This is a genomic window from Mesorhizobium sp. Root695, from assembly GCF_001428185.1.
GTDB lineage: Bacteria > Pseudomonadota > Alphaproteobacteria > Rhizobiales > Rhizobiaceae > Mesorhizobium.
Map to the genome: position 1 here is coordinate 1 of NZ_LMHO01000044.1, position 16575 is coordinate 16575.

The following is a 16575-nucleotide window of genomic DNA, read 5'->3' on the forward strand; positions in this document are numbered from 1 at the left end:
CGAGGACACCTGGCGCCACATCGGCCACCTCGTCGAAACCATCGAGGCAGCCGAATGCAAGAACTACTTCCAAAACGCAGGCTATGCTTCCGTCAAAACGTGAAAGGCTCTAGAGCGGCGCGGTCAGTTCGTGGATGAAGGAGAAATCGATCACACGGTCGATCTTGCGCAACAGGTGATCGGCGGGAACCAGCTGATCGAGCGTTACCATCTCGAGCGCGGTCTGTTCAGGGGCGGGTCGCTTCAACATGACCCAGTGAATCAAAAACCCCCGGCAAATGCCAGGGGTTTGTCAGCAGTCTGAGGCCGGGCATCGCCCGGCCTTTTTCGTTTGAGTTCGCACTGCCCGCGATTGTCTCAGCCAAGCTGCGTTGTATACGAGGCGCGCCGCTTTCGCCTCGTGCGATTGTGACGTTTTGGCAACACTTTCTGAACAACCCCCGCGCTAGAAGTCAGGCTGAGGAAATTGCCCATTTCCCGCCATAAACCCGGCGCACCTCGATCTTGTCTCGGGACACGCGCCAAAAGGCTCGGCGATGGGGCAGGCCGCACCGCCCGCGGCAAGGAAGAGTATGGACGCCAGAATCATCTCCAAGGCCAAGCTGCCCAGTCGCCATGTGACCGTCGGTCCGGCGCGTGCGCCGCACCGTTCCTATCTCTATGCGATGGGCCTGTCGGCGGCCGAGATCGCGCAGCCGCTGGTCGGCGTCGCGTCCTGCTGGAATGAGGCGGCGCCCTGCAACATCTCACTGATGCGCCAGGCACAGGTGGTCAAGAAGGGCGTCGCGGCCGCCAGCGGCACGCCGCGCGAATTCTGCACCATCACGGTCACCGACGGCATCGCCATGGGCCATCAGGGCATGAAGTCGTCGCTGGTGTCGCGCGAGGTCATCGCCGATTCGGTCGAACTCACTATGCGCGGCCATTGCTACGATGCGCTGGTTGGCCTGGCCGGCTGCGACAAGTCGCTGCCCGGCATGATGATGGCCATGGTGCGTCTCAACGTGCCATCGATCTTCATCTATGGCGGTTCGATCCTGCCCGGCAGCTATCGCGGCCGCCAGATCACCGTGCAGGACGTGTTCGAGGCGGTCGGCCAGCACTCGGTCGGCACGATCGACGATGCCGAACTGCTTGAAATCGAGCAAGCCGCCTGTCCGTCGGCCGGCTCCTGCGGCGCCCAGTTCACCGCCAACACCATGGCCACCGTCGCCGAGGCGATCGGCCTGGCGCTGCCCTACTCCTGCGGCGCGCCGGCACCCTACGAGATGCGCGACCGTTTCAATTTCGCCTCGGGCGAAAAGATCATGGAACTGATCGCGAAGAATATCCGGCCGCGCGACATCGTCACGTTGAAGGCGCTGGAAAACGCGGCGACCGTGGTGTCGGCAACCGGCGGCTCGACCAACGCGGCACTGCATCTGCCGGCGATCGCGCATGAGGCCGGCATCAAGTTCGACCTGTTCGACGTGGCGAAGATCTTCGAGAAGACGCCCTACATCGCCGACCTCAAGCCGGGTGGCAAATATGTCGCCAAGGACATGTTCGAGGCCGGCGGCATTCCGCTGTTGATGAAGACGCTGTTCGACCACGGTTATCTGCATGGCGACTGCATGACCGTGACTGGCCGCACTTTGGCCGAAAACATGCAGCACGTTGCCTGGAATGAACACCAGGATGTGGTCCGCCCGGCCAACAGACCCATTACCCAAACCGGCGGTGTCGTGGGCTTGAAGGGAAACCTTGCCCCCGAAGGCGCGATCGTGAAAGTCGCGGGCATGGCGGAGTTGAAGTTCTCCGGCCCGGCGCGCTGCTTCGATTCGGAAGAGGAATGTTTCGAGGCGGTGACGCATCGCAACTACAGGGAAGGCGAGGTTCTCGTCATCCGCTACGAAGGGCCGCGCGGCGGTCCCGGCATGCGCGAGATGCTGTCGACGACGGCAGCGCTGTACGGCCAGGGCATGGGCGGCAAGGTGGCGCTGATTACCGACGGGCGCTTCTCGGGCGCGACGCGCGGTTTCTGCATCGGCCATGTCGGGCCCGAGGCAGCCGTGGGTGGTCCGATCGGGCTGCTCAGGGATGGCGACGTGATCTCGATCGACGCGGTGAACGGCACGATCGAGGTGGCGTTGTCCGATAGCGAACTGGCGGCGAGGGCAAAGACCTGGAAGGCGCGCACGACCGACTATCAGTCGGGCGCGATATGGAAATATGCACAGACGGTAGGGCCGGCGCGCGATGGCGCGGTGACCCATCCGGGCGGTGCGAAAGAAACACATTGCTATGCGGACATCTGAGTTGTTGAGGTCGTCTGTCTTTTCGGCACTGGTCGTGATCGCCACTTTTGGCGCGACCTTTGGCGCCGTGGGCCAGGCCATGGCCTTCGACGACAAGGTGTTCGACGACAAGACCGGCGTGAAGCCGCAATCCAGCCCCTGGGCAGTGTTCCAGTTCGGCTTCTCCGCCTATAAGAACGGCCACAAGGAACAGGCCGCCGAGGCCTATAAATACGCCGCCGAGAACGGCCAGATCGGTGCCACCTGGAAGCTTGCCCGCATGTATGCCGAGGGCGATGGCGTGGCGCGCGACGACTATGAGGCGTTCAAGTTCTTCTCGGAAATCGTCGACCAGGATGTCGAGCCCGGCTCGCCCGAGGAAAGCTATGTCTCCGACGCGCTGGTGGCACTTGGCGACTATCTGCGCAAGGGTATTCCCGGCAGCCCGGTTACCGAGAACGAGGTCGCGGCCCAGGAATATTACATGCGCGCCGCCGCCAACTATCGCAATCCCAACGCGCAGTTCGAAATGGGGCAGATGTTCCTGAAGGGCGAGGGCGGCGTGAAGGCCAGCGTCAGGCAGGCCGGGCGCTGGTTCCAGCTCGCTGCCGAAAAGGGCCATGCCGGCGCCCAGGCGACACTGGGCCACCTGTTGTTCCAGAGCGGCAAGATCGTTCGTGGCCTGGCGATGATGACGGCAGCGCTCGAACGCGCTTCGCCTGCCGATCAGCCCTGGATCCGCGGCATGCAGGAGGAGGCATTCGCCACTGCCGGCGAAGCCGACCGCCGCACCGCGATCTCGCTGGCTGATGACATCCTTACCAAGGGCAACAACGCGGACCAGTAGTTTTGCAGCCGCGCTGGCCTCACCCAACAGCACTCTATTTCGATCTTGATCAGTGCGCGCTCGGCTCCGTCGGCACCATGCTGGGAGCCGGCGTCGAGATCGGCGTGGCGTGCGGGTGCGGCGCAATCGTGTTTGCGGGGCAGCTGTCCGCGACCTTCGTCCACGAGGTGTTGTTGAGCACCAGGTCGTAGCGGGCCAGATGGCTCTGGTCGGCAACCGTCAGGCAGGCGACCTGGCCAAGCTGGTAGGATTTTCCATTGGCCAGGCATTCCTGGTCGGCAAATGCCGCCGCAGGAGCGGCCAGGACAAATGCCAGGCCGATCGGACAAATAGAAAATCGAATGGTCATGGGAACCCCAGCCGCCATGCTGGCCCGCAACCAACGGCGCAAAATGGGGCGATGTGAGGGTTTAACGCAGTCAGGCAGGCTGCAGCGCTAGATCAATCGCCACCGGCACGTGATCGGAAGGCTTTTCCCAGGCACGCACATGCTTTTCGATCGAAGCCGATGAGAAACGGTTGGCGGCTTCCGGCGACAAAAGCAGATGGTCGATGCGGATGCCGTTGTTCTTCTGCCAGGCGCCGGCCTGATAGTCCCAGAACGTATAGGTGTCGGGCCTGTCGGTGACCGCGCGCACCGCCTCGGTGAAACCAAGGTTGAGCAGCCGCCGGAAGGCTTGCCGCGTCTGTGGCTGGAACAGCGCGTCGCCCAGCCAGTTCTCCGGAAACCGCGCGTCGATCGGCTCGGGAATGACGTTGTAGTCACCGGCTAGCACCAGGGCCTCCTCCAGCTTGAGCCGCTCCTGCGCCCAGCGCTCCAGCCGTGCCATCCAGGACAGCTTGTAGGGGAACTTTTTCTCGTCATCGATCGGATTGCCGTTCGGCAGATAGAGCGAGGCGACGCGCAATGCACCCTTGTCGGTCGAGAAAACGCCTTCGATGAAACGCGCCTGCTCGTCGGAATCGTCGCCGGGCAGGCCTCGGATCACCTCGTCGAAGCGCAATTTCGAGAGGATGGCGACACCGTTGAAGCCCTTCTGGCCATGAGTTTCGACATTGTAGCCAAGCGCCTCGATCTCGGCGCGCGGGAATTGCTCGTCGACAGTCTTGATCTCCTGCAAGCAGGCGATGTCGGGCGCGCTCTCGGTCAGCCAATGGGTCAGGTTGCCAATTCGGGCGCGCACGCCGTTGATGTTCCAGGTGACGATTTTCATGACGGTCTCATTGTTCTTGCGGCGGATGGCGTTCGACCAGTCCGATCGTATTGCCCGCCGGGTCCTTTAGGAAGGCCATCCATTCGCTTTCCCCCGCTGGACCGAACTGGCCCTCGGTATCGCGATGGACAAGCGACGGCGGCGCGGTGAAAGGGACACCCGAAGCTTTCGCCTGCGCATGGAAGTCCTCAAGGTCCGATATGTCGAGATAGACGGTGCCGGCAGGTATGCCGTCGGTGAACAGCAGTCTGATATCGTCGGCCATGATGAAGGCGATGCCCGGCGGATCAAAGCGGGCATGCAGACTCATGCCGAGCACGTCGCGCCAGAAGGCCAGTGTCGCGTCGAGGTCACGTCCAGCCGACAGCGCGATCTGACGGACCGCGCCGATGGCAGGCATGGCTATACAGAGAAGCTCGTGCCGCAGCCGCAGGAGGCGACGGCATTCGGATTCCGGATCTGGAACGACTGGCCCATCAAATCGTCGACGAAATCGATCACAGAGCCGCCCATATAGACCAGCGAGAGGTCGTCGATCAGCACTGTGGCGCCGTCCTTCTCGATGGCGACGTCATCGTCATTCGCACCTTCGACCAGGTCGAACTTGTAGGAGAAGCCCGAGCAGCCACCGCCTTCGACCGAAACGCGCAGCGCCGTCTTGCCGGCCTCGCCCGAGACAATCTTGGCGATCCGCCTGGCGGCGGCCTCGGTCATATCGACTTTCATGGCAGTCTTGGCATCAGCGCCCATGGGCGTCACCTTGCTTTCGGTTTCACATGATAGGTATGAAGCGCGAGGGGCCAAGTCAACTGCGGCAGCATCAGCCATGACCAATGAGTTGGGCGACATCGGATTCGGTTATCGGCCACGCGCAGCCTATGCCTGCGATCCGGCAAAGTCGCGCGGGCGGCTGTTCGACGAGGTGGAAAGCCCGACCCGCACGCCGTTCCAGCGCGACCGCGACCGCATCATCCATTCGACGGCGTTCCGCCGGCTGAAACACAAGACGCAGGTCTTCATTGCGCATGAAGGCGACCATTACCGCACCCGGCTGACCCATTCGATCGAGGTGGCCCAGATCGCGCGCGCCCTGGCACGGGCGCTGCGTGGCGACGAGGATCTGGCCGAGGCGGTGGCACTGGTACATGATTTCGGCCACACGCCCTTCGGCCATACCGGCGAGGACGCGCTGAACGAGAAGATGGCCGCCTGGGGCGGCTTCGACCACAACGCGCAGTCGCTGCGCATCGTGACAAGGCTTGAGGCGCGCTATGCCGAATTCGACGGGCTCAATCTGACTTGGGAAACGCTGGAAGGCCTGGTCAAGCACAATGGACCGCTGACGGACGCCAACGGCAAAGGCCTGAAAGGGCCGGTGCCACAGGCGATCCGTGATTATTCCGAACTGCACGACCTTGAGATGGACCGGTTTGCCGGCATCGAGGCGCAATGCGCGGCGATCGCCGACGATATCGCCTACAACACGCATGATATCGATGACGGGTTGAGGGCAGGGCTCTTGACGCTGGGCATGCTGGATACGGTTTCGCTGCCGGGAACGATCCTGAAAGGCGTGCGCGCACGCTATCCCTCCCTCGATGACGTGCGCACCGGCCATGAACTGATGCGGCGACAGATCACCGCCATGGTCGAGGATGTCATTGTCTCCACCACAGCCAATCTGGAGCGCATCAGGCCGCAGAGCGCCGATGCGGTGAGGGCGGCGGGCGAGACGATGGTCACTTTCTCGGCCGAAATGGCCGCCTTGGAGAAAGAACTGAAGGCCTTTCTCTACAAGCATCTCTATCGGCATGCGGAGGTGATGCGGGTGCGCGCGGACGCCGAGCAGATCGTCAAGGATCTGTTCGACGCCTATTTCGCCAATCCGCGCGCCATGCCGGACGGCTGGCGCGAGGGGCTTGATCGGGCCGACGATCGCATCAAGGCGCGCAGCGTCGCCGACTTCCTGGCGGGTATGACCGACACCTACGCGCTCAAGGAACACCGGCGTTTGTTTGACCATACGCCTGAATTGAGCTAGGGCGGGCTCGATTTTGCCGGCCAACGAGCCGGATTCGCTGCAAAGCCGCCAGAGCCAGACCCCAGAGTCACACAAATGAACATCTTCGCCGATTTCACCGCGCGAATCATAAAAGCCGTCGAAGCGCTTGATTTGAAAGACAATGATGGCGTTTCGCCGGATCTGTCGCGCATTGCCGTCGAGCCGCCGCGCGACGCCAGCCATGGCGACCTGGCGACCAATGCGGCGATGGTGCTGGCCAAGCCGACCGGTCAGAATCCGCGCGCGCTGGCCGAAAGACTGGCGCTGGCGCTGCGCGACGACAAGGATGTCGCCGCGACAGAAGTGGCCGGTCCTGGTTTCGTCAATCTCAGGCTCAAGGACGGCTTCTGGCAGACGCATCTGACCGCACTGCTTGGCGAGGGCCGCAACTACGGCCGCTCGACGGTTGGCGGCGGCAGGAAGACCAATGTCGAATATGTCTCGGCCAATCCGACCGGGCCGATGCATGTCGGCCATTGCAGGGGTGCCGTCGTCGGCGACGCGCTCGCCAACCTGATGGCCTTTGCCGGTTACGACGTGACCAAGGAATATGTCATCAACGATGCCGGCTCGCAGATCGACGTGCTCGGCCGTTCCGCATTGCTGCGCTACCGCGAAGCACTGGGCGACGACATCGGCGAAATACCCGCCGGCCTCTATCCCGGCGATTACCTGGTGCCAGTCGGCCAGGCGCTGGTCGCGGAATTCGGCCGCTCGCTTCTGCAGATGCCGGATGACGAGGCGCTCGTTATCGTCAAGGACCGCACCATCGATGCGATGATGGCGATGATCCGCGAGGATCTGGCTATGCTCAACGTGCATCACGACGTGTTCTTCTCCGAGCGCACGCTGCACGCCGACAATGCCAGGAAGATCCGCTCGGCGATCAACGATTTGACGCTGAAGGGCCATATCTACAAGGGCAAGTTGCCGCCGCCCAAGGGCGAGAAGCCCGACGATTGGGAGGACCGCGAGCAGACGCTGTTCCGCTCGACCGCGGTCGGCGACGACATGGACCGGGCGCTGGTCAAGTCGGATGGCTCATTCACTTATTTCGCCGCCGACGTGGCCTATCTCAAGGATAAGGTCGATCGTGGTTTCGTCGACCTGATCTATGTGCTCGGCGCCGACCATGGCGGCTATGTCAAGCGGCTGGAAGCCTTGGCGCGGGCGATTGCCGGCGAAGAGGTGAAGCTCACCGTGCTGCTTTGCCAGTTGGTGAAACTGTTTCGCGATGGCGAACCGGTGCGCATGTCGAAGCGGTCCGGTGATTTCGTGACGCTGCGCGAAGTGGTGGAGGAGGTCGGCCGCGACGCGATCCGCTTCATGATGCTCTACCGCAAGAACGATGCACCGTTGGATTTCGACTTCGCCAAGGTGACCGAGCAGTCCAAGGACAATCCGGTGTTTTATGTGCAGTACGCCTCGGCGCGCTGCCATTCGGTGTTCCGGCAGGCGAGCGAGCAATTGGGCGAGGCCAATTTCGACCGCAACAGCCTGGCGTCCGCCGTGGCTTTGCTGACCGACGAGGGCGAGATCGGCCTGATCCGCAAGCTTGCCGAATACCCGCGTCTGATCGAGTCCGCGGCACTTGCGCTCGAGCCGCACAGGCTGGCATTCTACCTCTATGATCTGGCTTCCAGCTTCCACGGACACTGGAACCGTGGCACGGATAATCCGGACTTACGTTTTGTTAAGGTTAACGACCGACAATTGACGCATGCCAGACTAGGGCTGGTGCAGGCTGTTTCGGACGTTTTGACGTCCGGCCTGACGTTGATCGGAGCCGCCGCGCCCACCGAAATGCGTTAGGTTTGACTAAATAACCTGTCACCTTTTGCCCACATTGCGCTGGTAAGGGCCAACCCTACGCGACGTCCATGGCGTCCGAATGAGTGCGAGTTCGGGAACAATAATGGCAGACAGAACCCAGCTGAGAGTAGCCGACATCAACGACATCTCTGACGATGATCCGTTCGCGGAGCTGACCAGGATCATGGGGTTCGACCCGCGCCAGCCGGTCAAGCCGCAGTCGCCCGCCCAGCCGAAAGCCCCCGCCGCCGATCACGTGGCGGAAGAGGGCGATTTCGATATCGATCTCGAGAAGGAGATGATGGGCGAGTTCGGCGCTGACGACAGCGACGCCGCTCCGGTTGCCGAGGCTCATGAGCCGACTTTCGAGCAGGAGCCTTTGTTCGAGGCGGCCACCGTCAGCGCAGCCGACGACGATCTTGCCGTCTCGCTCGATGACGACTTCCATCTGGATCTGGCTGAAATCGACGGCGATGCAGCCGTCGCCAGCCATGTTGAACTTGGCGCGGCCGAAGCCGCGCCATCCGTCGAGCCGGCTTTCGACTCCGATTTCGACAATGCCGTCGCCAGTTCGCTTGAGGATGTCTCGCCCTTCGAGGACGATCAGCCGATGGCTGACGAGCTTGCCGCGTCGCTCGACCATGATTTTCGGATCGATGAGGAAGCCGAAGAGACCCAGCCCGCTGTGGCCGGCGCCGATGCGCCAGCTTCAGTCGAGACGGCTTCCGATCATGAAGTGGTGTTCGACGATGCGGTTGCGATCTCGCTCGAAGACGAACTGATGCTTGACGACCATTCGGCGGCGGAACAGTCCTACACGGCTGCCGATCCCGTCGAGTATCCCATGCCGGAGCAGGCGGCCGCGCGTGACGGCCAGGCAATCTCCGGTGAGTATCGTGCCGGCGACTTCGACGACGCCATGGCTGATGTCGACATGGATTTTGACGTTCGCGCTGATGCGCCGGTCGCATTCGACGAGCCGGAAGCGCATGATGTGCTTGCCGATACCACTGATGCGAAGGGCGAGATTTCCAGCCCTGAAGCTGCGTCGGATGATGCTTTCGACCTGAACTTCGACGATACGTTTGCCGAAACAGTGGAAGAGCCGGTCGCTGAAATTGCCGCCGCTTCGCTCCAGCCGGTGGTGCCAGCCGCTGATATGGCCGAGCCGGTGCAAGCCCCGATCGCGGATGAGCGAAGCCTGGAAGACGAGTTGAACGCGCTGCTGGGCGCCATGACCGCACGCACGGCGCCGGTGGCCAGCGAGCCCGTCACGGCTCAGCCAGCTGTCGCCCCTCCGCCGCCTGTCGCCGCCCAGCCGCCTGTCGTCGAAGCAGCAGAGACCGCCGAAGAACCGGCCGAACTTGTCGGTGACCTCGAGTGGGATCTTGATGAATCCGCGCCTGAGCAGAATCAGCACGTTGGTAGTGTGCAAGCGGCCGATGCGAATCTCGACGATCTTATGCTTGATGAAGTTGAGGGCCTGGATTCGGGCTCGGGTGTTGCCGGGCATGGCGATGTCGATTTCGACAATGATGCGTTCGACGCGGCTTTGGCCAAAAACCTCGACCCGCGTGACATGGCCCGGGACAATTCGGCGGATTCTCTCGATTGGCTGGCGGAACGTTCCGCGCCGCCAGAGGTAGCCCGTTCGTGGAGCCGCGTGACGCCGGTTCCGCAGCAGCCGTCATTCAGCGCTCAGCCTGCTTTTAGCGCTCAGCCGGCCGCTTCGATGGCATCCATGGCCGCAGCGCCGGCAGTCGCCGCGGTGACGTCCTACCGTTCGGCCGAGCCGGTCGAGACCGTCGCGCCCGCAGCCCCTGTATCGGCGCCTCAATCGCGCCAGTCCGCGCGTTACGAGGACATGCCCGATGTTGAGACCGTCGATGTGCCCGAGCGTGTCGTGGCGCTGGCGGACGATCTCGATATTCCGGAACTGCACTTCGAGGAAGATCAGCCGGCGACGTCTGGCTATGACGATCTCGACGCCGAGTTCTCCAGCCTTCTCTCCGAGATGAACGCGGTGGAGGTCGCTCCCGCAGGCAGCGTGGCCGGCGCGTCTTACGATGATGACTCCTACGCCGCAGGCTTCAAGCCGGGCTATGACAGTGTCAGCCCGGGCTATGACAGCGTCAAGCCGGGCTATGACGGGGTCAAGCCGGGTTATGAGCCGGAAGCGCGGACCTATGCGGCGCGGCCGATGGAAATATCTGCCCGCGCGGCGGCGCCTACGGGTTACGCCGATGCGTCCGACGGCTTCGATCTCGACAGTCTGCCCGGCAGCCAGCCGGTTTCACAGGCGGATGATTTCACCGTCGATGAATTGGACTACGATCCCGAACTTGACGAGACGATGGCTGTTCCCGGTCTCGGCGAGCGTGGAGCCGCGAGGCCATCGCGTGGACGTGGCCTGTTCATTGCCGCAATTGTCGGCGCGGTGGCGGTCGCAGGCGGCCTCGGTGCCTTTGCGCTGTCTTTCGGTGGCAAGGGCGGCAGCGATGCGCCGGTGATCGTCAAGGCCGACAACGCGCCGATCAAGGTCAAGCCGGAGAATCCGGGTGGAGCCGTGGTGCCGAACCAGGACAACAAGGTCTACGACGCGGTCAGGGGCGCGAAGCCCGCGGAGCCGGTCCAGGAAAAACTGGTCACCACCACCGAAGAGCCAGTGGACGTCCAGGCGAAGGACCCGGCCCGCGCCATCGATCTTTCACCGGACCAGAACGCAGGTGCCGCTGGAACCGATGTCGGCAACGCTGCGTCAACGGCCGGCGACGCTTCGGCCGACAACTCGGCGGCCACGCCCAAGTCCGAGGACCGCATCGCGCAGGTGCTGCAGGATGCCGACAAGGGCACCAATGCCGATGTCGTCGCCGTTGCGCCGCGCAAGGTGAGGACCATGGTGGTCAAGTCGGACGGTTCGCTGGTGCCGCGTGAAGATCCGGCGCCTGCCGCCCCGCAAGTGGCCGCAACGGAGCCGGTCGACCCGGCGCCGCAGCATGTTGCCCCGTCGGCGCAGGCCGATGCGGACCAGACCGGCACCGTGGCGCCTGCCGCCGCCCAGGTGGACGACGAGCCGGCCCTCAAGCCGGCAGCCAAGCCCAAGGCTGAGGCCAAGGCCCAGTCGGCCAACACGCCGGCCAAGGTTCCGCTCGCGCCGCAGCGCCCGTCCGACCAGCCGGTCGATGTCGTCGGCGAGGTCAAGCCCGATCAGGTTGCGTCCATCGACCCGGCATCGACCGCGACCGGCGGTGGTTCGTGGTCGATGCAGATCGCTTCGCAGCCGACGGTCGAAAGCGCCCAGTCGAGCTATCAGGACCTGCAGCGCCGCTACGGCAGCGTGCTCGCCGGGCGTACCGCCAACATCGTCAAGGCCGAGATCGCCGGCAAGGGCACGTTCTACCGCGTGCGCGTCCCGGCCCAGTCGCGCAATGACGCGATCAATTTGTGCACCAGCTACAAGGCCGCCGGCGGCAACTGTTTCGTCTCGCGCTAGAACTGGAGCCAACCGATCAAAAAGCCAGCGCGGTCACCGCGCCGGCTTTTTTCATGGGGAAAGCAGATCTGGCATTTGATCGCTTGTGATCCGGATGATTCCCTTTGATCGCTCGAAGCTTTAGACTCCTGACATGACCGAATCAAAATCCATGATCCTCGGCTGTGCCGGGAAATCGCTCACCCGCGAAGAAATCAATTTCTATCGCAATGAATGCCCGTGGGCCTTCATCCTGTTTGCGCGCAACATCGGCGAGACCGAACAGATCCGCGATCTGGTCGCCTCGATGCGCGACTGTATCGGGCGCCCGGACGCGCTGGTGTTCATCGACCAGGAAGGCGGCCGTGTGCAACGACTGCGGCCGCCGCTGGCGCCGAACTATCCGGCCGGCGGCGCGCTCGGGGCGCTGTGGCGCGACGACCATGATGCCGGCGCCCGCGCGGCGTGGCTGATGGCGCGGCTGCATGCCTTCGACCTGCTGCGTTACGGCATCACCGCGGATTGTCTGCCGGTGCTCGACGTGCCGATCGAGGGCGCCAGCGACGTCATTGGCGCACGCGCCTATGGCAAGGACCCACGACCGGTGATTGAACTCGGCCGTGCTGCCGCGGAAGGGCTAATGGCAGGTGGAGTGCTGCCTGTGATGAAGCATATTCCGGGCCATGGACGCGCCTTTGCCGACACGCATTTCGAATTGCCTGTTGTCAATGCCTCGCTCAGCGATCTGCAGCGGCATGATTTCGCCCCGTTCCGGGAGCTCAACCATCTGCCGATGGCAATGACGGCGCATGTCGTCTACAGCGCGATCGACCCCAACAACCCGGCGACCACCTCCGGCAAGGTTATCGACGAGATCATCCGGCGCGAAATCGGCTTCGACGGGTTGCTGATGAGCGACGACACGTCGATGAAGGCACTTTCTGGGGATTTCCCGACAAAGGCGGCCTCGATCCTTGCGGCGGGCTGCGATCTGGTCCTTCACTGCAACGGCGTTTTCGAGGAGATGGCCGGCATCGCATCGCGCACGACGGGGCTTGAGGGCACGTCGCTGGAGCGAGCAAAGCGGGCGCTGACCTATATAAAGAACCGTGACACGGTTGAAGAAACCGAAATACGTGCCGAATTCGCCACCTACTTCGATGCGGTGGCATAGCAAAAGGAAAGTGACAGGCCGTGGCGGAAACATTGGAAAGCAAGGCCGCGAAGGCCGCACCGATGGACCGTCTGTGGGCCGAGAATGACGATTCACGCGTCACAGGCGACCCGTCGCTGGTCGTCGACGTGGCCGGCTTCGAAGGTCCGCTCGATCTTCTGCTGCATCTTGCACGCACCCAGAAGGTCGATCTGGCGCGCATTTCGATCTTGGCGCTGGTCGAGCAATATCTGACCTTTGTCGAGACGGCGAGGGCGCTCAGGCTCGAGCTCGCTGCCGACTATCTGGTAATGGCGGCGTGGCTGGCTTTCCTGAAGTCGAAGCTTCTGATCCCCAAGCAGCCGGGCGACGAGGGCGAAAGCGGCGAGGAACTGGCGGCGGTGCTGCAGTTCCGGCTGAAGCGGCTGGAGGCCATGCGCGACGCCTCGGCGCGCCTGGTCAACCGCAACCGGCTCGGCCGAGACGTGTTCGCGCGCGGCATGCCGGAAATGGTCATCGTCGAAAAGCGCAACGCCTATTCGGCCTCGCTCTACGATCTGTTGACCGCCTACGCCCAGCAGCGGCAGAAGCAGGCGATCAACAATGTGACGATCGCGAGGCGCGGTGTCTGGTCGCTCAAGGACGCGCGCGATATCCTGACCCGCCTGGTCGGGGCCGTGAGCGACTGGACGACGCTGGAAAGTTTTCTGATCGTGTACATGACCAGCCCCGAGGAGCGGCGCACGGCGATCGCCAGTTCGTTTGCGGCCACGCTGGAGCTGGTGCGCGAAGGCAAGATGGATGTGCGGCAGGACGAAGTGTTCGCGCCGATCTATCTGCGCGGCCGCACGCAGGCAATCAAGGCAGTCGAGGTGGCATCATGAGCGAACGCGCCAACGCTTCGGTTATCCCGTTCAAGGTCGGCGATGAACCCGAAGAGGAGCTGTTTTCGCAGGAACCGGCCGAGCAGGCGCAGAACCCGGCCGAGCGGTTGCATATGGCGGAAGCCGTGCGCATGGCCGAGGCGATCGTGTTCGCCAGCGCTGAGCCTGTCAGCGAAAAGCAGCTTGCGGCACGCCTTCCGGACGGCATCAACATCGCCCTGGCCATGGCCGAGTTGCAGCAGATCTATGCGCGGCGCGGCGTCAATCTGGTGCGTATCGGCGACGCCTGGGCGTTCCGCACGGCCGGTGATCTCGCTTTCCTGATGAGCCGGGATACTGTCCAACAAAGGAAGCTCTCCCGCGCGGCCCTCGAAGTGCTGGCGATCATTGCCTATCACCAGCCGGTGACGCGCGCCGAGATCGAGGACATCCGCGGCGTCGAAACCTCGAAAGGCACGCTCGACACGCTGCTGGAGACGGAATGGGTGCGCATGCGTGGCCGGCGCAAAACGCCGGGACGCCCTGTCACCTACGGCACCACCGACACTTTCCTCGACCATTTCGCCCTGGAAGAGATCCGCGATCTTCCGGGCATGGAGGAGTTGAAGGGTGCCGGCCTGCTTTCGGGCCGCATGCCGTCGAATTTCGCCATTCCGCAGCCGCCTGCCGATCCCGACGCACTGACCGACGACGAGGATGCGCTGACCGACATCGACCTCGAGGAACTCGGCTTGCTGACGCCGCGCGTCACGGAAGATTGACTGGCATTAGTGGCCAACTTGATGAGGATGCGCGGATTCGTAGCGGGCCATCGCGTTGAAAATGCGTGACATCCGCCACCCTTTCATAAACTCTGTCGCGGTTGTGTTTGAATCCCAACGCGAAAGCGCATAGATCATCGCCAGGGAAAACATTCGAGAGAGATTTGCTATGGGTTCATTTTCGATTTGGCACTGGATGATCGTGCTGGTGATCGTGCTTTTGGTGTTCGGCCGCGGCAAGATTCCCGAGCTGATGGGCGACATGGCCAAGGGCATCAAGAGCTTCAAGAAGGGCATGGCCGACGACGACGTTGCCGAAGACAAGCGCACCGTCGAACATCGCGCCGACGAGACCGTCGCGGCCGCGAAGGAAAAAGCCAGCAAGAGCTGAGCCACAGGTTCTAGTCGGAACAGAGTGCCATGTTTGAAGTCGGCTGGACCGAAATGCTGGTCATCGCGATCGTCATGATCGTGGTCGTCGGGCCCAAGGATTTGCCCAATATGCTGCGCACCTTCGGCCGCACGACGGCGAAGCTGCGCGCCATGGCATCCGATTTCCAGAAACAGTTCAACGAGGCGCTGAAGGAAGCCGAGCTCGACGACGTCAAGAAGTCAGTCGACGAGCTCAGGGGGCTCAGCCCGATGGCCGAGATCAGGAAGCAGCTCAATCCGTTCGAACAGGCCGCGGCCGACGTTCGCTCCGGCGTCGACGCGGCGATGAAGCCGAAGCCGGCGGATGATCCGGCAACACCTGTCGCTTCGACCCCGCAGGCGGCCGAGCCGTTGAAGAATGGTGCAACGACCATGCCTGGCGGTAACGCGGCTGAAGCAGCACCAGCAGCGCCGATTTTTCCGGCGATGACAGACGAATCTGTGGTGACGTCGTCACTGCCGACGGCACCTGTTGTGACTCCGAAGGCGTCCCCGGCGAAGAATGCAGCCAAGCCTGCGCCGGCAAAAGCGATGCCGATAGCAAAAGCATCGGCCAAGGCTTCGGCAAATGGCGCAAAGGCTCCGGCGCCGGCGAAAACGGTCGCCGCGAAGCCTGCTGAGGCCAAGGTGATCGCGACCAAAACCGTGGCAAAAGCCGAACCGAAGCCTGCCGCGGCGAAGAAGCCGGCGGCCAAGAAGACGGCTGGAGCCGCCAAGTGAGCGTTTCGGACACCGAAAAAGACGAGATCGAGAAATCGTCGGCGCCGCTGATGGAGCATCTGATCGAGCTGCGACGACGGCTGATCTGGTCGCTGGGCGGCTTCTTCGTTGCCTTCCTGGTCTGTTTCTTCTTCGCCAAGAAGCTGTTCAACCTTCTGGTCGTCCCGTTCAAATGGGCGACGCAGTGGGCAGGGCTCGATCCGCACAAGGTCGAGCTGATCTACACCGCGCCGCAGGAATTCTTCTTCACCCAGGTCAAGCTCGCCATGTTCGGCGGCATGGTGATCGCCTTTCCGCTGATCGCCACGCAGATCTACAAATTCATCGCGCCCGGCCTCTACAAGAACGAGCGCAACGCCTTCCTGCCGTTCCTGATCGCGTCGCCCATCCTGTTCCTAATGGGCGCGTCGCTGGTCTATTTCTTCTTTACGCCGATGGTGATGTGGTTCTTCCTCGCCATGCAGCAGGCCGGCACCGACGATCAGGTGCAGATTTCGCTGCTGCCGAAAGTGTCGGAATATCTCAGCCTGATCATGACGCTGATCTTCTCCTTCGGCCTGGTGTTCCAGTTGCCGGTGGTGACCAGCCTGATGACACGAGTCGGCATGCTGTCGTCCAAGGGGCTGGCCGAGAAGCGCAAATGGGCGATCGTCATCGCCTTCGTCGTTGCGGCCGTGCTGACGCCGCCCGATCCGATGAGCCAGATCGGCCTGGCCATCCCGACCATCCTTCTCTACGAGGTCTCCATCTGGGCTGCCCGGCTGATCGAGCGCGATCAGGAAAAGCAGCGTGTGGCACGCGAGAAGCGGGACGCGGCGGAGACCGTGGCGGACAAGGCCCCGGACGAGCCTCCGGCGCCTGCGGCCTCGTAACACCGGGCTGCGTGGAAAACGGCAGCCGCAGCCTAGCCTCATCTTGCATCGATCAAGGATGCGGTTTACG

The 16575-nt window shown here is 62.9% G+C and carries 15 protein-coding genes and 2 pseudogenes; 12 read left to right on the top strand and 5 right to left on the bottom strand.

The features are described from left to right. A pseudogene (locus ASD99_RS34405) lies at positions 1 to 103 on the top strand (IS630 family transposase); the annotation flags it as partial. 9 nt (positions 104 to 112) lie between these two features. Here the strand turns inward: ASD99_RS34405 and ASD99_RS33720 are convergent. Next, positions 113 to 250: pseudogene (locus ASD99_RS33720) on the bottom strand (IS5/IS1182 family transposase); the annotation flags it as partial. 322 nt (positions 251 to 572) lie between these two features. On the opposite strand from ASD99_RS33720, the gene ilvD reads away from it, so the two are divergent. Together ilvD and ASD99_RS27930 are read left to right on the top strand one after the other, a co-directional pair. After that, positions 573 to 2297: a dihydroxy-acid dehydratase gene (gene ilvD, locus ASD99_RS27925; protein WP_057145566.1), complete on the top strand. Its 1725-nt coding sequence runs from the start codon at positions 573 to 575 to the stop codon at positions 2295 to 2297. Further along, on the top strand, positions 2284 to 3123 hold the full coding sequence (locus ASD99_RS27930) for a tetratricopeptide repeat protein (RefSeq protein WP_056581973.1): 840 nt from the start codon (positions 2284 to 2286) through the stop codon (positions 3121 to 3123). Before ilvD ends, ASD99_RS27930 begins: the two co-directional genes overlap by 14 nt. A gap of 49 nt (positions 3124 to 3172) precedes the next feature. On the opposite strand, the gene ASD99_RS27935 is transcribed toward ASD99_RS27930, so the two are convergent. From ASD99_RS27935 to erpA, 4 genes are read right to left on the bottom strand one after another with little or no spacing between them, the layout of a single operon-like run. Further along, a complete protein-coding gene (locus ASD99_RS27935; protein WP_057145567.1) occupies positions 3173 to 3490 on the bottom strand; it encodes a hypothetical protein in 318 nt (105 codons plus the stop codon). A gap of 52 nt (positions 3491 to 3542) precedes the next feature. Next, on the bottom strand, positions 3543 to 4337 hold the full coding sequence (gene xth / locus ASD99_RS27940; RefSeq protein WP_056581979.1) for an exodeoxyribonuclease III: 795 nt from the start codon (positions 4335 to 4337) through the stop codon (positions 3543 to 3545). A gap of 7 nt (positions 4338 to 4344) precedes the next feature. Then, a complete protein-coding gene (locus ASD99_RS27945) occupies positions 4345 to 4737 on the bottom strand; it encodes a VOC family protein (protein ID WP_056581982.1) in 393 nt (130 codons plus the stop codon). A gap of 2 nt (positions 4738 to 4739) precedes the next feature. Beyond that, the gene (erpA, locus tag ASD99_RS27950) at positions 4740 to 5087 is read right to left on the bottom strand and encodes an iron-sulfur cluster insertion protein ErpA (protein WP_056581985.1); all 348 of its coding nucleotides are present in this window, start codon (positions 5085 to 5087) and stop codon (positions 4740 to 4742) included. 76 nt (positions 5088 to 5163) lie between these two features. On the opposite strand from erpA, the gene ASD99_RS27955 reads away from it, so the two are divergent. The 9 genes from ASD99_RS27955 to tatC all read left to right on the top strand — a co-directional run bounded on the left by ASD99_RS27955 (position 5164) and on the right by tatC (position 16505). Continuing rightward, complete coding sequence (locus ASD99_RS27955; RefSeq protein WP_057145570.1) at positions 5164 to 6378, top strand: deoxyguanosinetriphosphate triphosphohydrolase; 1215 nt, start codon at positions 5164 to 5166, stop codon at positions 6376 to 6378. 75 nt (positions 6379 to 6453) lie between these two features. Beyond that, on the top strand, positions 6454 to 8211 hold the full coding sequence (argS, locus tag ASD99_RS27960; protein ID WP_057145572.1) for an arginine--tRNA ligase: 1758 nt from the start codon (positions 6454 to 6456) through the stop codon (positions 8209 to 8211). A 103-nt stretch (positions 8212 to 8314) separates the two neighbouring features. Beyond that, positions 8315 to 11704, top strand: coding sequence for an SPOR domain-containing protein (locus ASD99_RS27965; protein ID WP_057145574.1), 3390 nt, complete (start codon positions 8315 to 8317; stop codon positions 11702 to 11704). Between the two features lie 133 nt (positions 11705 to 11837). Next, positions 11838 to 12857, top strand: a complete 1020-nt coding sequence (gene nagZ, locus ASD99_RS27970) for a beta-N-acetylhexosaminidase (protein WP_056581993.1) — start codon at positions 11838 to 11840, stop codon at positions 12855 to 12857. Positions 12858 to 12919: 62 nt separating this feature from the next. Beyond that, positions 12920 to 13720, top strand: coding sequence for a segregation and condensation protein A (locus tag ASD99_RS27975; RefSeq protein ID WP_056582374.1), 801 nt, complete (start codon positions 12920 to 12922; stop codon positions 13718 to 13720). Beyond that, complete coding sequence (gene scpB / locus ASD99_RS27980; protein ID WP_057145576.1) at positions 13717 to 14481, top strand: SMC-Scp complex subunit ScpB; 765 nt, start codon at positions 13717 to 13719, stop codon at positions 14479 to 14481. The genes ASD99_RS27975 and scpB overlap by 4 nt, the downstream gene beginning before the upstream one ends. A 169-nt stretch (positions 14482 to 14650) precedes the next feature. Beyond that, a complete protein-coding gene (locus ASD99_RS27985) occupies positions 14651 to 14872 on the top strand; it encodes a twin-arginine translocase TatA/TatE family subunit (RefSeq protein WP_013531295.1) in 222 nt (73 codons plus the stop codon). Between the two features lie 29 nt (positions 14873 to 14901). Then, positions 14902 to 15633 carry a Sec-independent protein translocase protein TatB gene (gene tatB, locus ASD99_RS27990; protein ID WP_057145578.1) on the top strand — a complete coding sequence of 244 codons (732 nt, stop codon included), beginning with the start codon at positions 14902 to 14904 and terminating at the stop codon, positions 15631 to 15633. After that, positions 15630 to 16505: a twin-arginine translocase subunit TatC gene (gene tatC, locus ASD99_RS27995; RefSeq protein ID WP_057145580.1), complete on the top strand. Its 876-nt coding sequence runs from the start codon at positions 15630 to 15632 to the stop codon at positions 16503 to 16505. The genes tatB and tatC overlap by 4 nt, the downstream gene beginning before the upstream one ends. The last annotated feature ends 70 nt before the right edge of the window (positions 16506 to 16575 follow it).

Coding starts and splice junctions, on each gene's coding strand:
- ilvD (WP_057145566.1), top strand. CDS start 573: ATGGACGCCAGAATCATCTCCAAGGCCAAGCTGCCCAGTCGCCATGTG.
- ASD99_RS27930 (WP_056581973.1), top strand. CDS start 2,284: ATGCGGACATCTGAGTTGTTGAGGTCGTCTGTCTTTTCGGCACTGGTC.
- ASD99_RS27935 (WP_057145567.1), bottom strand. CDS start 3,490: ATGGCGGCTGGGGTTCCCATGACCATTCGATTTTCTATTTGTCCGATC.
- xth (WP_056581979.1), bottom strand. CDS start 4,337: ATGAAAATCGTCACCTGGAACATCAACGGCGTGCGCGCCCGAATTGGC.
- ASD99_RS27945 (WP_056581982.1), bottom strand. CDS start 4,737: ATGCCTGCCATCGGCGCGGTCCGTCAGATCGCGCTGTCGGCTGGACGT.
- erpA (WP_056581985.1), bottom strand. CDS start 5,087: ATGGGCGCTGATGCCAAGACTGCCATGAAAGTCGATATGACCGAGGCC.
- ASD99_RS27955 (WP_057145570.1), top strand. CDS start 5,164: ATGACCAATGAGTTGGGCGACATCGGATTCGGTTATCGGCCACGCGCA.
- argS (WP_057145572.1), top strand. CDS start 6,454: ATGAACATCTTCGCCGATTTCACCGCGCGAATCATAAAAGCCGTCGAA.
- ASD99_RS27965 (WP_057145574.1), top strand. CDS start 8,315: ATGGCAGACAGAACCCAGCTGAGAGTAGCCGACATCAACGACATCTCT.
- nagZ (WP_056581993.1), top strand. CDS start 11,838: ATGACCGAATCAAAATCCATGATCCTCGGCTGTGCCGGGAAATCGCTC.
- ASD99_RS27975 (WP_056582374.1), top strand. CDS start 12,920: ATGGACCGTCTGTGGGCCGAGAATGACGATTCACGCGTCACAGGCGAC.
- scpB (WP_057145576.1), top strand. CDS start 13,717: ATGAGCGAACGCGCCAACGCTTCGGTTATCCCGTTCAAGGTCGGCGAT.
- ASD99_RS27985 (WP_013531295.1), top strand. CDS start 14,651: ATGGGTTCATTTTCGATTTGGCACTGGATGATCGTGCTGGTGATCGTG.
- tatB (WP_057145578.1), top strand. CDS start 14,902: ATGTTTGAAGTCGGCTGGACCGAAATGCTGGTCATCGCGATCGTCATG.